Annotated in this window: 22 protein-coding genes; 19 read left to right on the forward strand and 3 right to left on the reverse strand. The window is 60.0% G+C overall.

Annotated features, from left to right (window positions below):
• The first annotated feature begins 13 nt into the window (after positions 1–13).
• From Q1A20_RS04330 to Q1A20_RS04345, 4 genes are all read left to right on the forward strand, one after another.
• On the forward strand, positions 14–895 hold the full coding sequence (locus Q1A20_RS04330; RefSeq protein WP_299401685.1) for a DUF58 domain-containing protein: 882 nt from the start codon (positions 14–16) through the stop codon (positions 893–895).
• Positions 892–3669, forward strand: coding sequence for a DUF4159 domain-containing protein (locus tag Q1A20_RS04335; protein ID WP_299916102.1), 2778 nt, complete (start codon positions 892–894; stop codon positions 3667–3669). Before Q1A20_RS04330 ends, Q1A20_RS04335 begins: the two co-directional genes overlap by 4 nt.
• Entirely contained in the window at positions 3666–5708 is a 2043-nt protein-coding gene (locus Q1A20_RS04340; RefSeq protein WP_299916104.1) for a hypothetical protein, read from the forward strand. The genes Q1A20_RS04335 and Q1A20_RS04340 overlap by 4 nt, the downstream gene beginning before the upstream one ends.
• A 110-nt stretch (positions 5709–5818) precedes the next feature.
• Positions 5819–8116, forward strand: a complete 2298-nt coding sequence (locus Q1A20_RS04345; RefSeq protein ID WP_299916106.1) for a response regulator — start codon at positions 5819–5821, stop codon at positions 8114–8116.
• On the opposite strand, the gene yaaA is transcribed toward Q1A20_RS04345, so the two are convergent.
• From yaaA to Q1A20_RS04360, 3 genes are all read right to left on the reverse strand, one after another.
• On the reverse strand, positions 8101–8880 hold the full coding sequence (yaaA, locus tag Q1A20_RS04350) for a peroxide stress protein YaaA (RefSeq protein ID WP_299401674.1): 780 nt from the start codon (positions 8878–8880) through the stop codon (positions 8101–8103). The genes Q1A20_RS04345 and yaaA overlap by 16 nt on opposite strands.
• A 51-nt stretch (positions 8881–8931) precedes the next feature.
• The gene (gene recQ, locus Q1A20_RS04355; protein WP_299916107.1) at positions 8932–10977 is read right to left on the reverse strand and encodes a DNA helicase RecQ; all 2046 of its coding nucleotides are present in this window, start codon (positions 10975–10977) and stop codon (positions 8932–8934) included.
• Positions 10978–11110: 133 nt separating this feature from the next.
• The gene (locus Q1A20_RS04360; protein WP_299401669.1) at positions 11111–11398 is read right to left on the reverse strand and encodes a YggT family protein; all 288 of its coding nucleotides are present in this window, start codon (positions 11396–11398) and stop codon (positions 11111–11113) included.
• 97 nt (positions 11399–11495) lie between these two features.
• Here Q1A20_RS04360 and Q1A20_RS04365 point away from each other — a divergent pair, with 97 nt between their 5' ends.
• From Q1A20_RS04365 to Q1A20_RS04435, 15 genes are all read left to right on the forward strand, one after another.
• On the forward strand, positions 11496–12923 hold the full coding sequence (locus Q1A20_RS04365; RefSeq protein ID WP_299401667.1) for an MFS transporter: 1428 nt from the start codon (positions 11496–11498) through the stop codon (positions 12921–12923).
• Complete coding sequence (mepA, locus tag Q1A20_RS04370) at positions 12920–13849, forward strand: penicillin-insensitive murein endopeptidase (RefSeq protein WP_299401664.1); 930 nt, start codon at positions 12920–12922, stop codon at positions 13847–13849. Before Q1A20_RS04365 ends, mepA begins: the two co-directional genes overlap by 4 nt.
• Entirely contained in the window at positions 13828–14745 is a 918-nt protein-coding gene (locus tag Q1A20_RS04375; RefSeq protein WP_299401662.1) for an esterase-like activity of phytase family protein, read from the forward strand. Before mepA ends, Q1A20_RS04375 begins: the two co-directional genes overlap by 22 nt.
• An 87-nt stretch (positions 14746–14832) precedes the next feature.
• Positions 14833–15453 (forward strand): queuosine precursor transporter, encoded by a 621-nt coding sequence (locus Q1A20_RS04380; RefSeq protein ID WP_299401659.1) that lies wholly within the window; start codon positions 14833–14835, stop codon positions 15451–15453.
• Positions 15454–15712: 259 nt separating this feature from the next.
• The gene (locus Q1A20_RS04385) at positions 15713–16075 is read left to right on the forward strand and encodes a VOC family protein (protein WP_299401656.1); all 363 of its coding nucleotides are present in this window, start codon (positions 15713–15715) and stop codon (positions 16073–16075) included.
• Between the two features lie 9 nt (positions 16076–16084).
• Positions 16085–16507, forward strand: a complete 423-nt coding sequence (gene arfB, locus Q1A20_RS04390; protein ID WP_298968987.1) for an alternative ribosome rescue aminoacyl-tRNA hydrolase ArfB — start codon at positions 16085–16087, stop codon at positions 16505–16507.
• 192 nt (positions 16508–16699) lie between these two features.
• Positions 16700–17611, forward strand: coding sequence for a DMT family transporter (locus tag Q1A20_RS04395; protein ID WP_299401654.1), 912 nt, complete (start codon positions 16700–16702; stop codon positions 17609–17611).
• Positions 17612–17800: 189 nt separating this feature from the next.
• Positions 17801–19120, forward strand: coding sequence for an extracellular solute-binding protein (locus tag Q1A20_RS04400; protein WP_298968984.1), 1320 nt, complete (start codon positions 17801–17803; stop codon positions 19118–19120).
• Between the two features lie 94 nt (positions 19121–19214).
• The gene (locus Q1A20_RS04405) at positions 19215–20162 is read left to right on the forward strand and encodes a carbohydrate ABC transporter permease (protein WP_299401650.1); all 948 of its coding nucleotides are present in this window, start codon (positions 19215–19217) and stop codon (positions 20160–20162) included.
• Positions 20162–20347: a hypothetical protein gene (locus Q1A20_RS04410; RefSeq protein WP_299735977.1), complete on the forward strand. Its 186-nt coding sequence runs from the start codon at positions 20162–20164 to the stop codon at positions 20345–20347. The genes Q1A20_RS04405 and Q1A20_RS04410 overlap by 1 nt, the downstream gene beginning before the upstream one ends.
• Positions 20344–21282 carry a carbohydrate ABC transporter permease gene (locus tag Q1A20_RS04415; protein WP_299916108.1) on the forward strand — a complete coding sequence of 313 codons (939 nt, stop codon included), beginning with the start codon at positions 20344–20346 and terminating at the stop codon, positions 21280–21282. Before Q1A20_RS04410 ends, Q1A20_RS04415 begins: the two co-directional genes overlap by 4 nt.
• Positions 21279–21467: a hypothetical protein gene (locus Q1A20_RS04420; protein WP_298968976.1), complete on the forward strand. Its 189-nt coding sequence runs from the start codon at positions 21279–21281 to the stop codon at positions 21465–21467. The genes Q1A20_RS04415 and Q1A20_RS04420 overlap by 4 nt, the downstream gene beginning before the upstream one ends.
• A gap of 6 nt (positions 21468–21473) precedes the next feature.
• Positions 21474–22571: an ABC transporter ATP-binding protein gene (locus Q1A20_RS04425; RefSeq protein WP_299916110.1), complete on the forward strand. Its 1098-nt coding sequence runs from the start codon at positions 21474–21476 to the stop codon at positions 22569–22571.
• The gene (locus Q1A20_RS04430) at positions 22564–23559 is read left to right on the forward strand and encodes an ABC transporter ATP-binding protein (RefSeq protein WP_299916112.1); all 996 of its coding nucleotides are present in this window, start codon (positions 22564–22566) and stop codon (positions 23557–23559) included. The genes Q1A20_RS04425 and Q1A20_RS04430 overlap by 8 nt, the downstream gene beginning before the upstream one ends.
• Before the next feature lie 13 nt (positions 23560–23572).
• Positions 23573–25204, forward strand: coding sequence for a dihydroxyacetone kinase subunit DhaK (locus Q1A20_RS04435; protein ID WP_299916114.1), 1632 nt, complete (start codon positions 23573–23575; stop codon positions 25202–25204).
• Positions 25205–25213 lie beyond the last annotated feature (9 nt).

Genomic DNA, 25213 nt, shown 5'->3' on the forward strand with positions numbered 1-25213 from the left:
CGCCCCTCTCCAAATGTCCTCCCAGCCTACAGCGCTTCGGGCAAAGGCCGAAGAGCAGGCGGCCTCGCTGCCCGCGCTGTTAGCGCGCGCCGAACATCTCGCGGGTGCGGTGCTGTTGGGCGACCATGGTCGCCGCCGCGCCGGATTGGGGGACGATTTCTGGCAATATCGGCCTGCGCAAGTAGGTGACAGCCGCCGTCTGATCGATCACCGCCGTTCCGCGCGCGGAGATCAGGAATTCGTACGTGAACGCGAATGGCAGATTGCGCAATCAGTGATGCTCTGGGTCGATCAGGGGGCATCGATGCGGTTTTCCAGCGACGATGCCTTGCCGCATAAGGCCGACCGCGCGCGCCTGCTTGGGCTCGCCGTGGCAATCCTGCTGGTGCGCGGCGGCGAACGTGTGGGACTGACGGGCACGACATTGCCCCCCCGGCGCGGCAATGCCCAGGTTCTCAGGCTGGCCGAAAGTTTCACCACAGATGCCGCGGAGGACTACGCGCCCCCCGAACACCGGGCGATGATCCCCTCTGCCCGCGCGCTGTTCATCTCGGATTTCATGGGGGACATCGAAGAGGTCAAGCTGGCGCTGACAAAGGCCGCAGATCGCGGTGTGCGCGGCGTTCTGATGCATGTACTCGATCCCTCCGAAGAGGTATTTCCGTTCCGCGGACGCACCATTTTTGAAAGCGTCGGCGGCAGCCTTCGGCATGAGACGCTCAAGGCCAACGAACTCAAAACCCGCTATCTCGCGCGACTTGCGGAGCGCAAAGAGGAATTGCAAAAGATCTGCACAGTGACCGGGTGGCAATACGGGCTGCACCACACCGATGCCTCGGCGCAATCGGCCCTGCTGTGGCTCTACCGCGCGCTTGATACCGGAGGTGTGCGATGACCGTTCTGGGCGGCATCGGGTTCACCGCCCCCTGGTTGCTGATGGCGTTGCTGGCGCTGCCGATCCTGTGGCTGATTCTGCGCGCCGTACCCCCCGCCCCGATCCGCAGGCGCTTTCCCGGCGTTGCCCTGCTTCTGGGCCTCCAGGATGACGAAAGCGTTTCTGATCGCACGCCCTGGTGGCTCTTGTTACTGCGCATGTTGGCGGTGGCGGCGATCATTCTCGGCCTCGCCGGTCCTGTCCTGAACCCCAATGAAGGTCAGGCGCAGGGCAGTGGCCCGTTGCTGATCGTGCTGGATGGCAGCTGGGCCGGTGCGACCAGATGGTCAGAGCAGGAAGACGCGATTGCGGCACAGCTGACCCGTGCCAGCCGCGCAGGCCGCACCGTTGCCTTCCTGGATATGGCACGCCCGCAAGAGCCTGTTTTCCAAACCGCTGATGCCTGGCGCAGCAGGTTACCGGGGTTCAGGCCAGCCCCCTGGCAGCCGGATGCGGCGCGATCCGCGCAAGCAGTATCCTTCGCGGAGACACTGGACGGGTTTGACACCCTTTGGTTCAGCGATGGTCTCGATTATCCCGGGCGCGAAGATGTGCTCGCCGCATTTGAAGCCAAGGGCGCGGTGGAGGTTTATCAGACCGCCGCAAACGTGCTCGCACTGCGGCCTGCCGGGTTCGAGGACGGCGCGGTTCAGATCACCGCAGAACGCGCGGCAGGCGGGCCGGAACGCGAAGTCATCGTGCAGGCCCAGGGACGTGATCCCGCAGGCAATGCCAGTATTCTCGCCACTGCCACTGCGGTCTTCGAAGAGGACGCGACAAGCGCGGATACCGCGCTCTCGCTACCCTCGGAATTGCGCGCGCGGATCACACGTTTTGACCTGCAAGGCCAGCGGTCCGCGGGCGCCACCACGCTCGCCGATGACGGATTACGCCGCCGTGAGGTTGGGCTGATCGCCGGACGCGAAAGCCGCGAGGGATTGCAGCTGCTGTCGCCACTGCACTACATCGAACAGGCGCTTGCGCCAAATGCCGATCTGATCCGCGGATCGATCACCGACATCCTGCCCGCCAATCCGGATGTGATTATTCTGGCAGATATCGCAACCCTCTCGCCGTCTGAAGCGGAAGGGCTTGGCGCCTGGGTTGACGAGGGCGGCATGCTGGTGCGGTTTGCGGGCCCGCGTGTGGCGGCCAGCGATGTGAGCCGGATTGACGAGGACCCGATGATGCCCGTGCGCCTGCGCACCGGGGGTCGTACCGTGGGTGGTGCGATGAGCTGGGGCGCGCCCAAGGTGCTGGCCCCGTTCCGCGAAACCTCCCCGTTCTTTGGGTTGGCCATTCCGGATGATGTGCAAATCACATCACAGGTGATGGCGCAGCCTGATCCAACTCTGGCGGAACGGGTGATCGCGGAACTCACGGACGGCACCCCTCTGGTCACGCGCAAATCCCGCGAGCAGGGGCAAATCGTGCTCTTTCACATCACCGCCACCGCGGATTGGTCAACGCTGCCGCTGTCGGGTCTTTTCGTGCAGATGCTGGAGCGGCTGGCGATCTCCACCTCAGCCTCGCAACCCGATGCCAGCCAGCTCGAAGGGACCACCTGGACCCCGGAACAGGTCATGGACGGTTTCGGTTCCCTGCGCGATGCAGGTAACCTGCCCGGTGTGCCGGGACCGGATCTGCTAAACGCACCGCCCGGCCCCAATATGCAGCCTGGCATCTATGCCTCCGGCGACCGGCGTTTGGCCCGCAACGTCATCACCGCGGACAGCGTTCTGATGCCGGTCAGTTGGCCCGCGCGCATCCCGATCAAAGGCTTTGCCGTACCGCCGGAGCAACCTGTTGCCGGGTGGCTTCTGAGCCTTGCGATCCTGTTGCTGCTGGCGGATGTTGTCGCATCGCTGTCTTTGTCGGGGCGGCTGCTGGGCAAGGTGAACCGGGCGGCAACGGTCGCTCTGGTCGCTCTCTTGCCCCTCGGTTTGCCGCAACCTATCAAAGCCCAATCCACCGATGCCGATGCCTTTGCCCTGAATGCCACGGAAGAACTGGCACTGGCGTTTGTGATGACCGGCAACACCCGCGTGGATGATATGTCGGACGCGGGGCTGCGCGGACTGTCGGACACGCTTTTCTTCCGCACCTCGGTGGAGCCTGCCGAACCCGTCGGCGTCGATCTGGAAACCGATGAACTTGCGTTTTTCCCGGTGCTCTACTGGCCGATCACCCCTGATCAGCCCCGCCCCTCGTCAGAGGCCTATGCCAGGCTCAACGCCTATCTGCGATCCGGTGGGTTGATCCTGTTCGACACGCGCGACGCCGATATCGCGCGCTTTGGTGCGGCCAGCCCGAACGGGCGCAAGCTGCAGGACCTTGCAGCGCCGCTCGACATTCCGCCGTTGGAACCGCTGCCATCGGATCACGTGCTGACCCGCACCTTCTACCTGCTGCAGGATTTCCCCGGTCGCCACACCAGCCGCGACCTCTGGGTCGAAGCCGCCCCGCCCGATGCGGAGCAGGTGGAGGGCATGCCCTTCCGCAACCTCAATGACGGTGTGACGCCGGTGGTCATCGGCGGCAACGACTGGGCGGCGGCCTGGGCGGTCGCAGCCTCGGGCGCGCCCCTGGTGCCCATCGGGCGCGGCTTTACCGGCGAGCGTCAACGTGAGCTTGCCTTCCGCTTCGGGGTCAATCTGGTGATGCATGTGCTAACCGGGAATTACAAATCTGATCAGGTACATGTGCCTGCCTTGCTCGACAGGTTGGGCCAATGACCGGCAGCATCATATTTGACCCGCTCATCCCTTGGAGCCTTGTCGCGGCGGTTGCCGTCATTGCCACCATTGGCGTGATATTGGCCGCGGTGCGGGGGCTCAACGGCTGGGCACTGCGTGCGCTGGCCGCGATGGTCATCCTCGGCGCGTTGACTGGCCCTTCTTACCAGCAGGAAGATCGCGCACCGCTGACCGATATCGTGATGTTGCTGGAAGACGAAAGCGCCAGTCAGGCACTCTCGGACAGGCCGGAACAGACAAAATCCGCCGCAGATCGCCTCGCCGCACAGATCGCCGCCCGCCCGAATACCGAAGTGCGCCGGATCATGGTGCCCGATGGCGAAGGGGACGCAGGCACGCAGCTGATGACAAAGCTTTCCAGCGCCCTGGCCGAAGAGCCCCGTGCCCGGATCGCAGGAATTCTCGCCTTCAGCGATGGGCAGGTTCATGACGCCGATCTGCCGGTTGATCTGCCCGCCCCGATGCATCTGTTGCTGACCGGAAAATCCACCGATTGGGACCGCCGCCTGAGCATTCGAAACGCCCCCGCTTTTGCCATCATCGGCGAGCCGGTTACGCTGACACTGCGGATTGAGGACATGGGCGCGGCACCGGAAAGCACCGGGCTGGCGCCGCTGGAAATCTCCGTGGATGGTGACACACCGCAACGCTTTGAGGTGCCTCTGGGCCAGGACATCGAACTGCCTGTGACCTTGCCGCACGGCGGGCGCAACGTGATCCAATTCACCGTGCCCGTGGCAGCGGGCGAATTGACCGATCGCAACAACACTGCCCTCATCCAGATGAATGGTGTGCGCGACCGCCTGCGCGTGCTGCTGGTCAGTGGCGAGCCGCATCCCGGGGGACGCACCTGGCGCAATCTGCTGAAATCCGACAGCTCGGTTGATCTGGTGCATTTCACCATCCTGCGCCCCCCTGAAAAACAGGACGGCGTCCCGGTCAGCGAACTCAGCCTCATCGCTTTCCCGACGCGGGAACTGTTTTTGGAAAAGATCGACGATTTCGACCTGATCATCTTTGATCGCTATAAGCGACGTGGGATCCTGCCCGCGCTCTATCTTGACAATGTGGCCAATTACATCCGGCAAGGCGGCGCTGTTCTGGTGGCGGCAGGTGCCGATTTTGCCGGCGCCGATAGCATCTATCGCTCACCGCTGGGCACGGTGCTGCCTGCTTCGCCTACCGCGCGCGTGCTCGATGAACCCTACCTGCCGGCCATTACCGATTTGGGCAAGCGGCATCCGGTCACAACCGAACTGCCAGGCAATGGCGACTGGGGGCGCTGGCTGCGCCAGATTGATATCGCGCAAGCGCGCGGCAACGTCGTGATGTCCGGTGTGAATGAACGCCCCTTGCTTATCTTGGATCGGGTGGACCAAGGCCGCGTCGCCCTGCTGGCCTCCGATCACGCGTGGCTGTGGAATCGCGGCTATGAGGGCGGTGGGCCGCAATTGGAACTGCTGCGCAGGCTGGCGCACTGGATGATGAAAGAGCCTGAGCTCGAAGAGGAATCGCTGACTGCAGAAGCGACAGGGCAGACCATGCGGATCAAGCGCCGCACGCTCGAAGACACCGTACCGCCGCTAACGATCACCGACCCCTCGGGCAATGAGACGGAATTGTCGCTCACAGAGACCAGCCCCGGCGTTTTTGAGGGTATTTTTGAAGGACCCGAAATCGGCCTTTATCGGCTGGCCAACGGTGATCAGAACGCCGTGATCGGACTTGGGCCTGCTGCGCCGCGCGAGTTCGAAGAGACCATCGCGACCGGGGATGTCATGGCGCCAGTGCTCGAAGACCTGCGTGGCGGTGTTGTCCGCATCGAAGAAGGCCTGCCACGCCTGCGCAATATCCGCGTTGGCAGGCCTGCCGCCGGGCGCGGGTGGATCGGCCTGACCCCACGCGATGCGTTTGAAACCCGCGATGTGCGTCAGACCGGTCTTTTGCCCGGCTGGCTTGTCCTTTTGTTGTCCGCCGCTTTGATCACCGCGGCGTGGTTGCGTGAGGGCCGCCGCTGATCCGCTGACCATCGGGCTCAACGCCCGCCCTGCCCTGACGTCTGAGTTAAACAGATATTCACCCTGCCCATGCCAATCTATGCAAAAGGATTGGAAATGCCGGTGGTCGGATGAGTCTTGCCAACAAATTGGCAGAAGAACGGCGTGGCAGATTGGCCGCAGAACGCCTGCTTGAACTCAAGCAGGCGGAGCTTTTTGCCGCCAACAGAAAACTTGGCGAACACGCCAAGCAGCTCTCGCATGAAATCGTCGAAACCCGTGCCGAAGTGGCCACGGTCCGAAATGAAAACCAGCGCGTCAAATCCGACCTTTCCGCCGCGCATGAAAAGATCGAGCTGGTCGAACGACGGCTGTGGCACTCGATCGAAACCATCAACGACGGCTTTGCGTTTTTCACGCCGGGTCTGGAAATGATCATGGCAAACCGGTCATATCTGGCTGTTTTCGACAAGCTTGAAGAGGTCAAGCCAGGGGTGAACTACGTCACTATCCTGCAGGTGCTGACGGATGAGGGCATCGTCAACATCGGCGATATGAAACCCGCCGACTGGCGCCAGAACATGATCGAACGGGTGCAGAGCCCGGAACCGGAACCGGTGGTCATTCGCCTGTGGAACGGCGAATACATCAAGATGATCGACCAACGGGGGCCGGATGGCGACATCATCTCGCTGGGGCTCAACATCACCGAAACCGTTGAATATGAGAAGAAGCTGAAAGCCGCCCGCAAGAGTGCGGAGGCTGCGAACCGGGCGAAATCGGCATTCCTCGCCAATATGAGCCACGAGATTCGGACGCCGATGAACGGCGTTGTCGGCATGGCGGATGTGCTGGTCGACACGCCCCTGACCGAAGAACAACGGCTTTATGTCGACACGATCAAGAACTCGGGCGAGGCGCTGTTGGTCATCATCAACGACGTACTCGACTACTCCAAGATCGAAGCGGAACGTCTGCAGCTTCATCCGGAACCTTTCGATCTTGAGCAATCGATCCTTGAAATCATCATGCTGCTGCAGTCCTCGGCCCGCGATAAGGGTCTCATGCTCGCGCTCGACTATGACATGTTCCTGCCCTCGCGCTTCATCGGTGATCCGGGCCGGTTGCGGCAGATTCTGACCAACCTGATGGGCAATGCCGTGAAGTTCACGCAGCAGGGCCATGTCATCGTGAAAGTGCGGGGTGCGCTGGACGATACGAGCAAGAAATATACACTCAGCGTCACCGTGGAAGACACCGGCATCGGCATTCCGGAAGATATGATCGATCATGTCTTTGGCCAGTTCAACCAGGTGGAAAATGAACGAAATCGTCAGTTCGATGGCACCGGGCTTGGCCTGTCGATCACAAAACACCTGATCAACATGATGGGTGGTAAAATCTGGCTGACCTCAGAGGAGGGTGTGGGCTCGTGCTTTGGTTTTGAGGTTACCTTTGAAGGTGCCGAGGAGGTCAAGCCTGACACTCCGGCGCTGCCACCATCGCTGCGGCATGTGATGGTGGTCGATGATTTTGAACCCAACCTGCACATTCTGAGCCAACAGATCGAAGCGCTCGGATTGAAGGTAACCTCATGCCCGGATGCCGCCAGCGCGCTGGCCCTGCTGGACCGTAGCGTGGATATCGTTCTGGTTGACCACATCATGCCTGATATGAACGGGTTGGAGTTCGCCGAAACCGCGCGCAAGGCGGGACACGAAATGCCGATGGTCCTGCTCAGTTCCAATGTCGGGCATGCGCAGGCCGATCCGGGGAAAGACGCCGTCAATTCCATTGCGCCGCGCCCGTTTCCACGTCGCGAAATACTGCAATGGCTGTCCTCAGCTGAAGTGGAAGAGGCTGAAGACAACCCCGATCAACTGCCCGAGCTGGACGTGCCGACATTTTCCCATAAGCGTGGCAAGGCGGCTGATCCCCCTCTTGAAGTGGTCAAGACGGCCACCGAAAAACCCGCTCTTGAAGAGACTGAATCGCCGCAAACCGGGCCACGGCGCATGCGGGTCCTGGCGGCAGAAGACAATAAAACCAACCAGCTCGTCTTGCGCAAAATGCTCAAGGACTTTGACGTTGATCTGAAGTTTGCAAATGACGGGCTGGAAGCTGTGGAGGCCCACAAATCTTTCGTGCCGGACCTCATCTTCATGGATATCTCAATGCCGCGAATGGACGGCAAAGAGGCTACGCAAACCATTCGCAAAGCAGAAGAAGGCACCGGCGATCATGTACCGATCATCGCCTTGACCGCCCACGCCATGCAGGGAGACAGCAAAGAAATACTCGCGGTTGGTCTCGATCATTACATGTCCAAGCCCGTGCGCAAGGCAGAGATGCACACACACATCATGGCTTATTGCCCGGCGGACGCGGTCAATCCGCGTCCGGAGCTGCCGGATCAAGCGGTTGGATAAGGTCTGACAAAGACAGGATTGTCTACCGCGGATAAATCTGCGCGATACTGATATCCCTCATGGTCAAAATCCTGCAAAGCCTCAGGTGAGGTCAGCCTGTTTTGGACAATGTGGCGCGCCATGGCCCCGCGGGCTTTCTTTGCGAAAAAGCTGACGGTTTTTGGCCCCTTCCCATCCCCTTTGTCTTCCATGAAGGCGGGCGTGATGACGCGCAGTTTCAGCGCACTTGGCGCCACTGCGCCAAAATATTCCTGGCTGGCGCAATTGACCAGCGTATCGGTATCGACCACTTTCGCCTGCGCGTTCAGCGCCTTGGACAAGCCGTCGCGCCAATACTCATAGAGGGTCTTACCTCGCCGCGTCTTCAACCGGCTGCCCATTTCCAGGCGATACGGTTGAATGGCGTCCAGAGGTTTCAGCAATCCGTAAAGGCCCGACAAAATCCGCAAATGCTCTTGCGCCCAGGCCAGATCGTCCTCATCCAGACTATCTGCCTGCAGCCCCTGATACGTGTCTCCGGCAAAAGCCAGTGCGGCCGGGCGTGTAACCTCAGTCTCAGGCGCATCTTCGAAAGCGGCAAAACGATCGCGGTTGAGCCGGGCAAGATCATCCGACAAATCCATCAAACGCCGCAGATTTCCCAAGGTGAGATTGCGCGCGGTTTTGGCCAGTCTGACCGCATCTTCCTGAAAAGCCGGTTCGGTTGTCTGAACGCCCCGTTCTGTCCAATCCAACCGCTTGGCCGGCGAAATCACCACCAACATACCTAATCCCCCATCTTGCCTGTCCTGCGCACGGCGCCCTTGCGCGATGACTTAGCTCGCCTCCCGCAGCACGTCCAGAAAAGCAGGGCCAAATCGTTCCGCCCGCCTGTCTCCCAGCAATCGTTCCAGCGCAGAAGGGTCGGCGTTACGCATCTGTGCCACCTTCGCCAGCAATGAGGCTGAACAACTCAATGGTTTCTCGACACCATCCGCACCGCGGGTCAAATCCGCCTGCACCGCCAGCAGCCGGTCGTAGACGGTACCTGCTTCGCGTCCCGCCAGTTTTCGCCGGGTCGGGTGCATTTGCTGGGCCTCACCGACGATCACTTCGAGAAAGGCCGCGCCATAGCGCTCCAATTTCTTTGCCCCGACCCCGCCGATGCGCGCCATGTCATCCAAGGATTGCGGTCGCGTTTCCGCCATTTCGATCAGCGTGCGGTCATTGAAAATCACATAAGCGGGGGCTTTTGCCGCTTCGGCAAAGGCCCGACGCTTGGCCTTGAGCGCAGACAATAGCGGGGCATCTTCCTCTGAGACCATGGCTTTGACCGCCGGACGCCGGGTTGAGGCGGCGGCACGAATGCTATCGCGTCTCAACTCGATCGAAGTCTCATCCCGCAAAAGTGGCAGCGCCGCGTCCGTCATCCGCAACGCGCCATGGCGTTCCGGGTCTGGACGCACCAGATCATGCCCCATCATCTGACGGAAAATCGCCTGCCACTGCCGCCGGTCGTATTCTGTGCCAACGCCATAGGTCGGCAAGGTCTGGTGACCACGCTGGCGCACTTTATCCGTCTCATTTCCGGTGAGAATATCGATCAGATGCCCAGCGCCAAACCACTCATCCGTGCGCAAAATGGCGGACAACGCTTTGCGCACCGCCGTAGTACCATCAAACACATCTGCAGGGCGGTCGCACAGATCGCAGTTGCCACAAGACACATCGGTTTCGTCAAAGTATTGCAACAGGGTACGACGTCGGCATTTCAACGCTTCCGCCAAACCCAAGAGCGCGTTCAGCCGCCCGTGATCGGCCGCACGTCGTTCGGGCGATGCCAGCCCCTCGTCGATCTGCGACCGGCGCAAACGAATATCTTCCGGGCCAAACAAAGTCAGCGTTTCAGCCGGAGCGCCATCGCGTCCTGCGCGCCCAATTTCCTGGTAGTAGGCTTCGATGGATTTGGGCAGGTCCGCATGGGCGACCCAGCGAATGTCCGGTTTATCGACGCCCATGCCGAAAGCCACCGTGGCCACCACGATCAGCCCGTCTTCGCGCTGAAATCGAGTCTCGGCGATGCGGCGGTCTTCGGCTTCCATACCGCCGTGGTAATGCAGTGTGGTATGTCCCGCTTCGCGCAGAGCGACCGCCAGACTTTCCGTCTTGGCACGTGTGCCGCAGTAGACAATCCCCGATTGCCCTTTGCGTGCTGCTGCAAAGTCCAGAATTTGCCGCCGCGGTCCATCCTTGGCGGCGAAGGCCAGATGAATGTTGGGTCGGTCGAACCCGCGCAGGAAAGCGCGTGGTGGCACCCCGTCGAACAGCTTTTCGACAATCTCTGCCTGCGTTTCGGCGTCCGCAGTTGCGGTAAAGGCCGCCAATGGGACGTTCAAATCACGCCGCAGCGCACCAATGCGCAGATAGTCTGGTCGGAAATCATGCCCCCATTGGCTCACACAATGCGCCTCATCCACGGCGATCAGGGACACCCCCGCACGGCGCAACAACCCAACCGCTGCACCCGCCGCCAAACGCTCTGGCGCCATGTACAAAAGCTTGAGCCGACCCGCCTCCAACGCCTCAAATACCGCGTCCGTTTCCTCCGGCGTATTGCCCGAGGTCAAGGCGCCCGCGCTGACACCAGCTTCCTGCAGCGCGCAAACCTGATCGCGCATCAGGGCAATCAGGGGCGAGATTACCACCGTCACCCCATCCCGCATCAGGGCAGGTAATTGAAAGCAAAGGGATTTACCGCCACCGGTTGGCATGATGGCCAGCACGTTTTCGCCATCAGCAACAGCCTCGACAATCTCGACCTGACCGGGGCGAAAATCATCAAATCCAAAGACATCCTGTAACAGCCTGGCCGCGCCTGACATCCGAATTCCTTACGTCGGTTCTGCTCTTTTTTGCAGAGTCCCACACTAAGGAATCGTGAACAAGCCCCCAACCGACCTGCCATCGAAAAACTGCCGCATCAGTGCGTGTTTCTGGCCGGTTTTCTTTTGGAAATCAGAGAAACAGACCGTAGTTGTTCACCAAGACAATCCGCAGAATCGCAACGCCCAACAAAACAGCAAGCGGTGCCAGATCAATGCCCCCCATATTGGGCAGAACCCGCCGAACGGGCGCATAAATCGGCTCCAGGATACGGTTCAGCCCGTACCAGATCTGCGACACCAACTGCTGCCGCGTGTTCAATACCTGAAAATTGATCAACCAGCTCATGATCACATGGGCGATGATGAAGAACCACAGCACGTTCAGCAGCAGCATCAGGATTTCGAACAGCGATTGCATCGGCGGACCTCTCTTTGCGTCTGCCTCAAGTAAGCAAGCCACCTAAAATAAGCAAGACCAACAGGCCGGTCATGGTTGACGCCGCTCAAAGCTTTGCTTGCCTGATCCGCGCCAGCCTGCTCTACCTGCCACCGAGAGCAGCGACACAGGCAGGCCAATGATCAGCGCGCGCAAACGCATCTGGGGGTGGTACTTCTTTGACTGGGCCAGCCAACCCTACAACACGCTGTTACTGACCTTCATCTTTGGCCCGTATTTTGCCCAGACCGCGACCGCAGCCCTGGTCGCAGAAGGTATGGATGTGGCGGCGGCCAAAGCGCAGGCGCAGGCCTATTGGGGATATGGGCTGACAGCGGCAGGGATCAGCATTGCGGTCCTCGCCCCCATTCTCGGCGCGGTCGCTGACAGCTCTGGCAAACGCTTACCGTGGGTCTGGTTTTTCTCTGCCCTCTACGTGGTTGGCGCGGGCGGGCTGTGGTGGACCGCGCCCGACGATTTCTCCGTCATCTGGGCGCTGTTTTTCTTCGGTATCGGCCTCATTGGCATGGAGTTCACCACGATTTTCACCAATTCCTACCTGCCCGAATTGCACGATGACCCAAATGAGCGCGGACGCATCTCCGGCTCGGGCTGGGCCTTTGGCTATCTGGGTGGCGTGCTCGCGCTGATCCTGATGCTGGCGCTGTTTCAGGCGGGGGACACCGGGCGGACGATTGCGGGTCTGACCCCGCTTTTCGGGCTCGATGTCGAAACCGGCGCAGACACCCGCATAGTGGGGCCGCTCACGGCCCTCTGGTTTGCCGTCTTCATGATCCCCTTCTTTCTCTACACGCGGGACCGCGTGGACCCCAACGCCACGGTATTCAAACTGGGTGCGGGCATACGCGACCTTTGGCGCACGTTGAAAAACCTACCGCAACACCCCTCGCTTCTCGCCTATCTCGGCTCATCGATGTTCTATCGCGACGCGCTCAACGGGCTCTACACCTTTGGCGGCATCTACGCGCTGGGGGTGCTGAACTGGTCGATCACGGAAATCGGCGTATTCGGCATTCTCGCCGCCATCAGCGGCGCGTTTTTCTGCTGGGTCGGCGGGCGCATTGACCGCCGCATCGGTCCCAAACCCGTCATTGTGACCTGCTGTGTTGCGCTGATCCTGACATCAGGTCTGATCATCTCGCTGACGCCAACATCGGTTCTGGGCGTCACCCTGTCCGAGGGATCTTCGCTGCCAGACATCATGTTCTATGTGGCGGGTGCGCTGATCGGGGCAGCAGGCGGTGTTTTGCAAGCCTCATCGCGTAATATGATGACCCATCAGGCAGATCCGCACCGGATGACCGAAGCCTTTGGTCTTTATGCACTTTCCGGCAAAGCCACATCTTTTTTAGCGCCTGCGCTCATCGCATTGGCTAGTGATATCAGCGGCAGCCAGCGCTTGGGCATTACACCTGTCGCAGGGCTGTTTATTCTTGGGCTGATCCTGTTAGCATGGGTCAAGCCAAAAGGGGATTTCCAAACATGAACCTGCGCAGATTTGTCACCATCGCCGTCCTTGCAACAGGTGTCGCGGCCTGCTCCCATGGCACACCGCAATCGCAGCAACAGGCCTCCGCCATCCTGCCAACCATCGGCACCTCCGGGCACACTCAGGCCAACCAGCCCGCGAAAAAGCTGTTTGGCGCTAAAGAAGTCGCTTCCCCAGCAGCCTCTGCTGCATTTGGCAGCTACTCAAAGGGGTGTCTGGCAGGCTCTGCGCGTCTGCCTGAAACCGGCCCCACCTGGCAAGCCATGCGCCTGTCCCGCAACCGCAACTGGGCGCATCCTGAAACCGTGGACTATGTCCAGAAACTCAGCGCAAAGGCCGCACGGCAACCGGGGTGGAATGGTCTTTATGTCGGCGACCTGAGCCAACCACGCGGTGGGCCCATGCTGTCGGGTCATGCCAGCCATCAGATCGGTCTGGATGCCGACATCTGGCTGCGCCCCGCGGATAACCTGACCCTGAGCAGAAGCGCGCGCGAAAGCATTTCCTCCATCTCCATGCGGCGGAATGCTGGGGCCTTCGTGAACGATAACTGGACACCGGCACATCACGAAATCCTGAAGGCAGCCGCATCAGACCCGCGCGTGGCCCGGATTTTCATCTTCCCGGGCGCAAAGGTGCAAATGTGCAATGACGCCAAGGGCGACCGCAGCTGGTTGCGCAAGATCAGACCCTGGTATGGACACCACTACCATTTCCATGTGCGACTGGCCTGTCCCGACGGGGCACAGGGATGTATAGATCAAAACCCGCCGCCCCCCGGAGATGGATGTGCAGATGCGCAGGCCTGGGTGAACAACATCCTGAACCCGCCGCCGCCCGACCCCAACGCCCCCAAACCAAAGCCAAAGCGTGAGATCCTGCTCGCGGACTTGCCCGCTCAATGCGCCGCAGTCTTGCAGTAGCTTTCATCGCGGCCCTTGGTGTCGCCCCGGTTCTGGCATTGCATCCGCCCCCTTCGGGCCCGGAGATTGCCGCGACGGATCAACTCGCCCAACACAGCGCGACGCTGAACTGGACACATGATGCCGATTGGTTTGGCGGGTTATCAGGGATCGAAGTCACGGCAGATGGGCAGGCCTTCTATGCCGTCACGGATCGCGGCTACATCCTGCGCGGCACTCTCAAACGGGAAAATGGCGTTCTTTCGGGCGTTGAGATCGAAGACGCCCAACCTTTGGTGGATGACAAAGGACAAACACGGGAATTCCCACATACCGATGCCGAGGGCCTGGCGCTAGATGCTCAGGGCCGCCTGAATGTGTCGTTCGAGCATGTTCACCGTATCCTGCGCTATGACACCTGGGACAGCGACGCCAAGTGGCCGTCTTATACGCGGGCCTGGCGGTCGTTCTTCAACAATGCCGGGATGGAAATGGTTGCCGTCGATGCAGGCGGCACGCTCTACACCATTCCCGAGAAGGTCGCCGTGGGTGCCTATGAGGCGCTGGTCTATCGCCGTCTGCCGCAAAGCAAGTGGGATCAGCCGTTTACCTTGCCGCTTACGCCGGATTTCGCACCGGTCGGCGGCGATTTCGGTCCGGACGGAAAACTCTACCTTCTGGAGCGGGACTTCACCCCTTACGGGTTCCGCAGTCAGGTGCGCCGCATGACGGTGACGGAGGCCGGGATCGAAGACATCGAAATCATCCTGCAGACGCCGCTGCGGCAGCATGGCAATGTCGAAGGGCTTGCGGTCTGGGTGGACAGCACCGGCAGCATCCGGCTCACCATGGTCAGCGACGATAACTTCCTGTTCCTCCTGCCCACCGATCTGATCGAATACGTGTTGAACGAATGACTTGCGCTGGCGTTCGATAGGGCCTAAAGACCGCGCGTCTGGCCCCGTCAGACCAAGTGCCGCACCCTTGCCAAAACGGATATTCAAATGACACGCGCCCACCTTCCCGGCATTCTTGCCATGGCTGCCATCGTTGTAGCCTCCAACATTCTCGTGCAATTCCTCTATGGCCAATGGCTGACCTGGGGGGCTTTCACCTATCCGCTTGCCTTCCTGGTGACCGACGTGATGAACCGCGTCTATGGTGCCGCCGCCGCCCGCCGCGTTGTGCTGGTGGGGTTCGTTGTTGGGTTGATTTGCTCGCTGATCGGTACGCAGATCATGGGTGAGTTTGGCCCGCTGGTGACGCTGCGCATCGCCCTGGGCTCCGGCATCGCGTTTCTGACCGCACAATTGCTGGATGTCGCAATCTTTTCCGCACTGCGCGAAGGGCGCTGGTGGCGCGCGCCGCTAGCCTCCACCCTGATCGGCAGCACGGTCGACACCGCCCTGTTTTTCACCATCGCCTTTTCCGCCAGCCTGGTGTTTCTTGAGCCGACCAACGATGTCAGCTGGGCGGGCGAAGTGCTCCCTATCTTGGGCTTTGGTCCTGCCGCACCGCTTTGGGTGTCACTGGCGGTTGCCGACTGGGGCGTGAAATTGAGCCTCGCGCTCTTGGCGCTCATCCCCTTCCATGTGATCACCGCCCGGCTGAGCCCCGCGCATTAACGAAAAAAAGCTTGGTGATTTCCGAAACCTGTGCGACGATTCTTTCAACGTCAACAGATAGGTAAAGGAGGTGATCCAGTGTCAAGAAAGGTATTGGAGCGAGGTGTCGGAACAGCTTTGGAGGTCGCCTGCTGAGGCAGCCCTTGACGGGCAGACCACTTGAGTGGACATCGGTCTAACCGGTCCCCCTCCTGAAACCATTCGATTGGGCCACACTTCCGGGTGTGGCCCTTTTACGTTGCCCTGATCGGAGTGTATCATGACGCCCACACTTGGAAGCCTCATCCTTTACACCAGGAAAATCGACGCAATGGCGGCATTCTACGTCGATCATTTCGGCTATTCACGTCACGATCTGATCAACGACAGAATCGTGGAGTTGCGCCCAAAAGACAACGGCACAATTCTATTGCTGCACCCCGCAGCGAAGGGCGCGCGCCAAGGTCAGGCCGCAGTCAAACTGGTCTTCACCGTGGCAGATGTGCCTGCCTTTTGTGACGCCAGCGCCGCAAAAGGGCTGGTTTTTGGAAGCTTGCATCACGCAGACGGCTATGTTTTTGCCAATGCCAAGGATCCGTCCGGCAATTCGGTCAGCGTGTCCGGTCGCCTGGCAAATGGGTAGGGAAAGCGTGTGCTGCAGATCAACAATGACATCAGCCTTCAGGATTGGGAGTTGACCGAAAGCTTCATGCGCGCCTCCGGCCCCGGCGGGCAGAACGTGAACAAGGTCTCCTCCGCCGTGGAATTGCGGTTTGAAGCAGCCCGTTCTCCTTCCTTGCCTGGTCCGGTGAAAACCCGTTTGAAACGGCTGGCGGGCCGACGGTGGACGTCAGAGGGGGCTTTGGTCATCCAATGCGACGAAACCCGCAGCCAGGCCCGCAACCGGGTAATCGCCCGTGATCGGCTGGCCGAGTTGATCCGCAAGGCGCTTGTTCCGCCCAAACGCCGCATCGCCACCAAACCGACCCTGGGGTCCAAAAAGCGCCGACTCAAAGCCAAGAAGGTCCGTGGCGACGTCAAGGCCCTGCGTGGCCGGGTCGATCCTGACACCTGACGCGTTTCGGAAAAACCTCAGACACCGAACATCGCTTTTCGTTTGAGACCAAGACGCATGGCAGCGCAGAAATGACCCTCGTATTTCACGAAACGTTGTAAAGATCCCTTTTGCACCATCGCGTCCATCACACCTATTTGCGTGACATCCCATATTTCGCGCGTAGGGTGAGCCGAGCAAACTGGAACCTTCATGCCCACCAAAGATCGCACCGGCCTGGCGATACTGCTCAGCCTAATTGCCCTCGCCCTATTTGACGCAATGGGGCTGATCATCAAACATTTATCGGCTGGCTACTCAGCCGCCGAACTTTCTGCCTGGCGCAACCTGTTTGGCCTGGTACCCGCCACTATTGCGCTCTGGTCCTCGCGGTCCTGGCACAACGCCGGTCGTAAATTGCGCATCCGTCAATGGCGGCTTGCCCTGGCGCGCGGCGCCATCGTCACCGGGGCGCAGCTGAGCTTTTACCTGTCGCTGGGACGGCTGGAGTTTGCGACAGCGTCTACCATCACATACGCGAATGCGCTGTTCATGACGGCCATGGCTGTGCCCTTGCTCGGCGAAAAAGTCGGGCCGCTCAGGTGGGCGGCGGTCATGATCGGTTTCGTGGGCGTCATCCTCGTGATGCAACCCGGCTCCGACGCCTTTTCAACCGACGCGCTGCTCCCGCTGATTGCGGCCTTCCTCTATGCTCTCGTAGGTGTCACCGCGCGGCTCTTCGACGATGATGTGCCCAGCCCGCTTGTAAACCTCTACTCCTCTGTCACCTCGCTCGCAGGGGCATTTGTCGTCGCTCTTTTCTGGGGCGGATTCACCCCAATTGCCAATAGCACGGACATGGCATGGATCGTCGCAATGGGAGCGGTTGGAGGCACGGCGGTGCTCTTTCTGGTTGTTTCGTACCGGATGACAGAGCAAAGCAATCTCGCCCCGTTCAGCTATTTCGGCATTCCGATGGCTTTTGTTCTGGGGTGGATCTTCTTTGACGAAACACCCTTCGATGCTCTGTTTCCGGGCGCGCTTCTGATCGCCGCCGGAGGCCTGATGATTATCTGGCGCGAGCGGGTTTTACGACAACGCAGCAAAGCCAGCGTTGCAGAATAGATCAGTAATCCGATCCAACCGGCATGAACCTTCGCAACTACTTTTCTCTTTAAATCATTTGGTTAGATATTTTTGAGGTACGCCCCTCAAGAAAATCATCGACATGAGGTACGCCCCTCAATTAGCCTGAGGATGTCCTAAAATCGAATCGGCATGGACCGGTCGGAGAGGACTTATGGGAGGTAACACATGAAACATTCAAAACTGGCTTCGGTCAGCGCCCTCAGCCTCGTCGTCGCGAGCATGGGCGCATCCGCTCAGGCCGAAGATCTGACATTGTGCTGGGCCGCTTGGGACCCTGCAAACGCGCTTGTTGAACTCAGCAAAGAATTTGAAGCCCAGTCCGGGCACACAATGAGCTTTGAATTTATTCCGTGGCCGAATTTTGCGGACCGCATGCTCAACGAACTCAACTCCGGCGGCAAGCTTTGCGATCTTTTGATCGGTGACAGCCAATGGATCGGCGGCGGCGCCGAAAATGGTCACTACGTAAAACTCAACGATTTCTTCGATGCCGAAGGCATTTCGATGGGTGATTTCGCCGACGCGACGGTCTACGCCTATTCCACATGGCCGAAGGGCACGCCGAACTACTACGCACTGCCCGCGATGGGGGACGCCAACGGCTGGTTCTACCGCAAGGACTGGTTCGAGCGTGACGACATCAAAGCGGCCTTCCAGGAGGCCACGGGCCGCGAATTGGCGGAACCCAAGACCCAGAAAGAGCTGCTCGAAATCGCGCAATTCTTCCAGGAACGCGAAATCGACGGCCAGACCGTCTATGGCGCCGCGATCTTCACGGAACGGGGATCCGAAGGCATCACCATGGGTGTGACCGGCGCGCTTTACCCCTGGGGCTTCAAATATGAAAACACCCCCGGCTCCTATGATATGGAAGGCGCTGTAAACTCGCCCGAAGCTGTTGAGGCACTTGAGTTCTATAAGGAATTCTATGAAACCGCGACCCCGCCGGGCTATACGAATTCCTATATGGGTGAATCGCTCGACGCCTTCAAATCCGGTCAGGTGGCGATGGCGATGAACTGGTTTGCCTTCTTTCCGGGCCTTTACGCCGACCCCAACACCGGCGGTGACAAGATCGACTTCTTTGTGAACCCGCCGCAAAATCAGGCAGGCTCCACGCTGGGCGGTCAGGGCATCTCCGTCGTGGCCTATTCCGACAAGCAGGACGCAGCCCTTGAGTACATCAAATGGTTTGCCGATCCGGCGGTCCAGCAGAAATGGTGGGACTTGGGCGGCTATTCCGCGCATAAGGCCGTGCTGGAAAGCCCGACGTTCAAAGACAGCGCCCCCTTTGCCGGGGACTTTATCGAAGCCATGGGCGCGGTGCAGGACTTCTGGCAGGAGCCGGCCTATGCCGAACTGCTGCTGGCGATGCAGAAACGCATCCACGACTACGTGGTGGCCGATCAGGGTACCGCCAAGGAAGCACTGGACAAGCTGATCGAAGACTGGACGGAAACCTTCGAAGACGAAGGCAAACTCTGAACAAAATGTCAGGTGGGCTTCGGCCCGCCTGACCCCCTCTTTTAGCCGGTGAGGTGGGCCTGTGGGTCATCTTGCCACGGGAAAGCTGTGCCTGATGACCGAGACCCCAATCACCCGCGCTGCAGCGGCGACACCGCCCACCGTCGCTCGCAAGATCAAGGGCCTCAGCGACCGCGCCATCGCCTGGATCTTTGTCGGGCCAACGATCTTTCTGCTGCTCGCGATCAACATCTTTCCACTGATCTGGACGATCAATCTCAGCTTCACCAATTTTCGCGCCAACCGTCTGAACCGTGACGTCGAATACGTCGGATTTCGCAACTACGAACGCATCCTGACCGACAGCGACATCTGGCTGAACATGCAGGCCACCGCGCATTTCCTGTTCTGGACCATTGTCTTGCAGGTGCTGATCGGCTTCACCCTCGCCTATCTGATCAACAAGAAATTCAAGGGCAATGATCTCTGGACCACGATCATCGTGCTGCCCATGATGCTCAGCCCGGCGGTGGTCGGCAATTTCTGGAAATTCCTCTACCAGCCGCAAATCGGCCTATTCAACTACATCGTCGCTTTCTTCACCGGCAAGGATCCGTCCAGTTTCGAGATGCTCGGATCTGTCGATCTCGCCCCCTGGTCCATCGTGATCGTGGACACCTGGATGTGGACCCCCTTCGTGATGCTGATCTGTCTCGCCGGGCTACGATCCATCCCCGATTACATCTACGAGGCCGCAGAGGTGGATCGCGCCTCCAAACTGCGCCAGTTCTTCACCATCACCATCCCGATGATCCTGCCCTTCCTGATGCTGGCCGTGCTCTTCCGCGGGATCGAAAACTTCAAGATGTTCGATCTGGTGGTACAGCTCACCGGCGGAGGGCCCGGGTCCACGACCGAGCTCACCTCGATCAATCTCAAACGCGAGGCATTTGAAAAATGGCGCACGGGCTACGCCTCTGCCTATGCCATCATCCTCTTTGTCACCGTGTTTGGCCTCGCCAGCATCTACGTCAAAGCGCTCAACAAGGTGAAGGAACGGTGATGTCTTTTTGTGAAATCCGGCTGCCCAAAGACGCAGGCCTCTGCCGTTGGGCCGCGCCACTGACCCCCTTGGCCCTGGCCTTTGCCGCGCTGGCCGACCACGCCAACACTGATACGGCACCGGCACGGATCGAAAGCATGCGCATCGCCGACCCAGACCCCGACCCTTCGGAGAGCCCGTCATGAGCAGCTTCTCCGTTACCGAGCCCAGCAAGCGTTCGAAGTGGTTTGCCGGTAGCCTCGTCATTCTCTACGCGCTGATCACGATGATCCCGCTGGCGTGGATCATGCTCACGGGGTTCAAATCACCCGCTGACGCGATCAGCTATCCCCCCAAGGTGTTCTTTGAACCCACGCTCGAAGGCTACGTGAACCTTTTCACCACGCGGACCCGGCAAACGGACGACTTCCTCGCCGCCAACCCGCCCGAAACCTGGTACGAAGAGATCGTGCGTCAATACGATATGGTCATCGCGGGCCCGTCAAAATTCGGCGAGCGGTTCCTGAATTCGGTGATCATCGGCTTCGGCTCCACTTTCCTCAGCATTTTCCTCGGCACCCTCGCGGCCTACGCCTTCAGCCGGTTCAAAATTCCTCTGGCCGACGATCTGCTGTTCTTTATCCTCTCCACCCGGATGATGCCGCCCATCGCCGTCGCGATCCCGATTTTCCTGATGTACCGTCAGCTTGGCCTGTCGGACACGCACCTTGGCATGATCCTGCTCTACACGGCGGTGAATATCTCGCTGGCGGTCTGGTTGCTCAAGGGCTTCATCGATGAAATCCCGCGCGAATACGAAGAGGCCGCCCTCATCGATGGCTACACCCGATTTCAGGCCTTTTACAAAGTCGTCCTGCCGCAGGCCGCCACGGGCATCGCTTCCACCGCGATCTTCTGCCTGATCTTTGCCTGGAATGAATACGCCTTTGCGGTCCTGCTGACCTCCGGCACCGCGCAAACCGCCCCGCCCTTTATCCCGACGATCATCGGTGTCGGCGGCCTCGACTGGCCCGCCGTGGCCGCAGGTGCCACGATCTTCCTGCTACCTGTGATGATCTTCACCGTAGCCCTGCGCAAACACCTGCTGCGCGGGATCACATTTGGAGCCGTGCGCAAATGAGCAACTTCATCACCGGCCTGCTGCGCCTCAAACGCGGCCCTTGGGAGATGGTCGCAACCCTTCTCATCGCCCTTGGTGTCTTCATGCTGATGCAACCCTTCGTGATGTGGGCCTACACCTACTCCTTCATCACAACATTGATCGGCACGGTGATGTTCATCATCGTCAGCCATTTTCCGGAGTAACCTCGCGTGGCGCAAATCATCATCAAGAACGTCCGCAAGGAATTCGGCGATTTCACCGCAGTGAAGGACTCCAGTTTTACCATCGAGGACGGGGAATTCTTCATGCTGCTGGGCCCTTCGGGCTGCGGTAAAACGACGACGCTGCGCATGATTGCGGGCTTGGAATTACCGACCTCGGGCGAGATCTATCTCGATGGCGAAGAGATCAGTCAAAAGCCGCCGGGCCAGCGCGACATCGCCTTTGTCTTCCAGATGTTTGCGCTCTATCCGCATATGAATGTGCGCAAAAACCTCAGTTACCCGCTGGTGTCACAGGGCATGGCCCGACGGGACGTCAAAGCGAAGGTCGCGGAAGTTGCGGGCATTCTGGGGATTGAGAGCATTCTCAACAAGCCGGTGGGGGGCCTCTCGGGCGGTGACCGTCAGCGCGTGGCCCTTGGCCGTGCCATTGTCCGCGATCCCAAGGCTTTCATGATGGATGAACCTTTGGGCGCGCTCGACGCGGAATTCCGCGAGCACATGTCCGAAGAGTTGCGCGCCTTACACGACCGCATGGGGGCCACAACGGTTTATGTGACCCATGATCAGCTCGAAGCCATGCAGATGGGCGACAAGATCGTGGTCATGAACAACGCGGTTGTCGAACAGTTCGGCACCCCGCAGGAGATCTACGACAAGCCCGCCACCATGTTCGTGGCGGATTTCATCGGCTCCCCATCGATGAATTTCCTGCGATTTGACGGCACCGTTGCAGAGGGTGCGCAAACAGTGGACATGCATGGCCAGACGATGGGCGTGCCACGTCAGATGGAAGGCACCAGCGGCAAGCTGGTGTTCGGCGTCCGGCCGGAACATGTCGCGCTCAGTGACGGCGGCAGCTACCGCGGCGAGGTGTTGGCAACCGAATACCTCGGCACCACACAGATCATCACGCTGGACACACCCAATGGTGAGCTGAAAGCGCGGGTGCCTGCGGGGCAGGTCGCAACGGTGGGTGAGAAGGTTGGGCTGGGGTTCAAGCCGGAGGCGGTGACGCTGTTTGATGAAACCTCTGGCCGCGCCCTGCGCTCCGAACTCAACAATGAGGTGCTGTCCCATGGCTGAGGTCATTCTCAAAGGCGTCTCGAAATCATTTGGCGATACGATCGGTGTTGCAGGCATCGACATGACCATCCCCGATGGCGCCTTCGTGGTGTTACTCGGCCCAACCGGCGCCGGGAAAACCACGACCCTGCGTTTGATCTCAGGTCTGGAAAAGCTTGACGCGGGCGAGATCAGCATCGGCGGGCGCAACGTCATGGACGAAACACCGGCCCAGCGCGACGTGGCGATGGTTTTCCAGCAATACTCGCTTTATCCGCATCTGACGGTGCGCGAAAATCTGGAATTCCCGCTGAAATCGCCAATCCTGAACACGCCGAAGGACGAAATCAAACGCAAGGTTGATGAGGTCGCATCGGTGCTGCAGATCACCCACAAACTCGACAACAAGGCAACCGCGCTTTCGGGCGGCGAGATGCAGCGCGTCTCCATCGGGCGCGCGTTGGTGCGTGATCCGCAGGTCTACCTGATGGACGAACCGCTCAGCTCGCTGGATGCAAAACTGCGCACGGATCTCCGGATCGAACTCAAACGCATTCAAGCCAGCCTTGGGGCCACGATCCTTTATGTGACGCACGACCAGATCGAGGCGATGACCATGGCAACCCATGTCGGCGTCCTGAACGAAGGCAAACTGGTGCAATACGGCACGCCGCGCGAAATCTATGAAAACCCGAATTCGGTTTACGTCGCCTCCCGTCTGGGCCAGCCGCGTATTAATATCCTGCCCGCCGATCTTTTTGGCGCAGCGCCGAAGGGCGCCCATCACATCGGATTGCGCCCGGAGCACGTTCAGCAAGGCGAAGGTCGGGCGGCCGAGGTTGGACGCGTCGAGCATCTTGGCGATCACACGCGGTTGCACCTGCGCCTTGAAGGGCATGACATCACCACGCTGGCCGATCCGCATGCAGATTATGCGCCCGGTACCAAGATCAAAATCGCACCGCGCGATCCGCTTTGCTTTGATGCATCCGGCGACAGAATTTACTGAGAAGGGGAAAGACATGGCACAATTCATCAACGACAAGGAAACGCTTGTCACGGATGCAATCGATGGGTTGTTGGCCGCCTCGGATGGCGCTCTTTACCGGCTCGATGGATATCCGCACATCAAGGTTGTGTGCCGCAGCGATTGGGATAAATCCCGCGTTGCGCTGATCTCGGGCGGGGGTTCCGGCCATGAGCCCGCCCACGCCGGATTTGTCGGCGAAGGCATGCTCACCGCCGCAGTCTGCGGAGAGGTCTTTGCCTCGCCTTCGGTCGACGCTGTGCTCGCAGGTATCCTTGCGGTCACAGGCGAAGCGGGCTGTTTGCTGATCGTGAAAAACTACACGGGCGACCGTCTCAATTTCGGCCTCGCGGCGGAACGTGCGCGTGCGTATGGTTTGAAGGTTTCGATGGCCATTGTCGACGATGACATAGCACTCCCTGATCTGCCACAGGCGCGCGGTGTGGCGGGCACACTTTTTGTCCACAAGATCGCCGGCAGCCTGGCCGAAGATGGCGCCGATCTGGAGACCGTCACCCAAGCCGCCGAAGCGGCGGTGAACGACATGGCCTCTATCGGCAAATCACTGGACACCTGCACCGTGCCCGGATCGATCAAAGAGGATCGCATCGCAACCGGTATGGCCGAACTGGGACTGGGCATTCACGGCGAGGCCGGTGTTGAGCAGGTCGCTTTTGAAGGGGCCATTTCTGCGATGGAGATGGTGCTCGACAAGCTGATGCCCCATGTCGCAGGCAAGGAGTGTGTGGCTCTGCTGAACAATCTCGGCTCGACCACGCCTCTGGAAATGGCGGTGTTGACACACGCGCTGGCCCATTCGGAAAAGGCGCAAGGCATCAAAGCGATCATCGGCCCGGCCCCGATGATGACGTCATTGGACATGCATGGGTTTTCGGTATCCGTCTTGCCGATGACGCCCGATAGACAGGCTGCGCTCAACCGGCCCGTACCACTTGCCGATTGGCCGGGCATGGCGATGTTGGCGCCGGTGGCGGTCAAACCGCTCCCTGATGGGTTAAGCCCGATCCAGCCGATCCCCTCGCAGAACGCCAAGACGCGCGCCTTGATCGAAACCTGCTGCGATCTGCTGATAGCAGCGGAAGCCGATCTCAACACGCTTGATGCCAAATCCGGGGACGGCGACACGGGCAGCACTTTGGCAACAGCATCTCGGGCCTTGAAAGGATCGCTGGACAGGATGCCGCTGGCGGACTTCACGCAGCTCTTCCGCGCCATCGGCAATGAGCTGAGCCAGACCATGGGCGGGTCATCCGGGGTGATCCTTGCGATTTTCTTCGGCGCCACAGGAGACGCCTGCGCAAATGGCCACCCAACGCCCGAAGCATTGCTGATGGGCTTGGAGCGGATCAGCCAGGTAGGCGGTGCGAGCATCGGCGACCGCACCATGATCGACGCGTTGCAGCCAGCTCTCGAAGCATTGCCGCATGGGGTTGACGCCGCAGCCCTCGCTGCCCGTACGGGAGCGAATGCAACCGCTGCGATGGGCAAGGCGAAAGCGGGTCGCGCCTCCTACGTGCCCGAAGAAAACCTGATCGGACATAACGACCCCGGTGCCGAGGCCGTAGCACGGCTCTTTGAAGGATTGGCGGAAGCGCTGAAAGGATAGCCAAAGACA

Source organism: uncultured Roseobacter sp., assembly GCF_947501835.1.
GTDB lineage: Bacteria > Pseudomonadota > Alphaproteobacteria > Rhodobacterales > Rhodobacteraceae > Roseobacter.

What these genes read in the sequence shown, in the direction of transcription:
- Q1A20_RS04330 (WP_299401685.1), top strand. Translation starts at nt 14, where the DNA reads ATGTCCTCCCAGCCTACAGCGCTTCGGGCAAAGGCCGAAGAGCAGGCG.
- Q1A20_RS04335 (WP_299916102.1), top strand. Translation starts at nt 892, where the DNA reads ATGACCGTTCTGGGCGGCATCGGGTTCACCGCCCCCTGGTTGCTGATG.
- Q1A20_RS04340 (WP_299916104.1), top strand. Translation starts at nt 3,666, where the DNA reads ATGACCGGCAGCATCATATTTGACCCGCTCATCCCTTGGAGCCTTGTC.
- Q1A20_RS04345 (WP_299916106.1), top strand. Translation starts at nt 5,819, where the DNA reads ATGAGTCTTGCCAACAAATTGGCAGAAGAACGGCGTGGCAGATTGGCC.
- yaaA (WP_299401674.1), bottom strand. Translation starts at nt 8,880, where the DNA reads ATGTTGGTGGTGATTTCGCCGGCCAAGCGGTTGGATTGGACAGAACGG.
- recQ (WP_299916107.1), bottom strand. Translation starts at nt 10,977, where the DNA reads ATGTCAGGCGCGGCCAGGCTGTTACAGGATGTCTTTGGATTTGATGAT.
- Q1A20_RS04360 (WP_299401669.1), bottom strand. Translation starts at nt 11,398, where the DNA reads ATGCAATCGCTGTTCGAAATCCTGATGCTGCTGCTGAACGTGCTGTGG.
- mepA (WP_299401664.1), top strand. Translation starts at nt 12,920, where the DNA reads ATGAACCTGCGCAGATTTGTCACCATCGCCGTCCTTGCAACAGGTGTC.
- Q1A20_RS04375 (WP_299401662.1), top strand. Translation starts at nt 13,828, where the DNA reads ATGCGCCGCAGTCTTGCAGTAGCTTTCATCGCGGCCCTTGGTGTCGCC.
- Q1A20_RS04380 (WP_299401659.1), top strand. Translation starts at nt 14,833, where the DNA reads ATGACACGCGCCCACCTTCCCGGCATTCTTGCCATGGCTGCCATCGTT.
- Q1A20_RS04385 (WP_299401656.1), top strand. Translation starts at nt 15,713, where the DNA reads ATGACGCCCACACTTGGAAGCCTCATCCTTTACACCAGGAAAATCGAC.
- Q1A20_RS04395 (WP_299401654.1), top strand. Translation starts at nt 16,700, where the DNA reads ATGCCCACCAAAGATCGCACCGGCCTGGCGATACTGCTCAGCCTAATT.
- Q1A20_RS04400 (WP_298968984.1), top strand. Translation starts at nt 17,801, where the DNA reads ATGAAACATTCAAAACTGGCTTCGGTCAGCGCCCTCAGCCTCGTCGTC.
- Q1A20_RS04405 (WP_299401650.1), top strand. Translation starts at nt 19,215, where the DNA reads ATGACCGAGACCCCAATCACCCGCGCTGCAGCGGCGACACCGCCCACC.
- Q1A20_RS04410 (WP_299735977.1), top strand. Translation starts at nt 20,162, where the DNA reads ATGTCTTTTTGTGAAATCCGGCTGCCCAAAGACGCAGGCCTCTGCCGT.
- Q1A20_RS04415 (WP_299916108.1), top strand. Translation starts at nt 20,344, where the DNA reads ATGAGCAGCTTCTCCGTTACCGAGCCCAGCAAGCGTTCGAAGTGGTTT.
- Q1A20_RS04420 (WP_298968976.1), top strand. Translation starts at nt 21,279, where the DNA reads ATGAGCAACTTCATCACCGGCCTGCTGCGCCTCAAACGCGGCCCTTGG.
- Q1A20_RS04430 (WP_299916112.1), top strand. Translation starts at nt 22,564, where the DNA reads ATGGCTGAGGTCATTCTCAAAGGCGTCTCGAAATCATTTGGCGATACG.
- Q1A20_RS04435 (WP_299916114.1), top strand. Translation starts at nt 23,573, where the DNA reads ATGGCACAATTCATCAACGACAAGGAAACGCTTGTCACGGATGCAATC.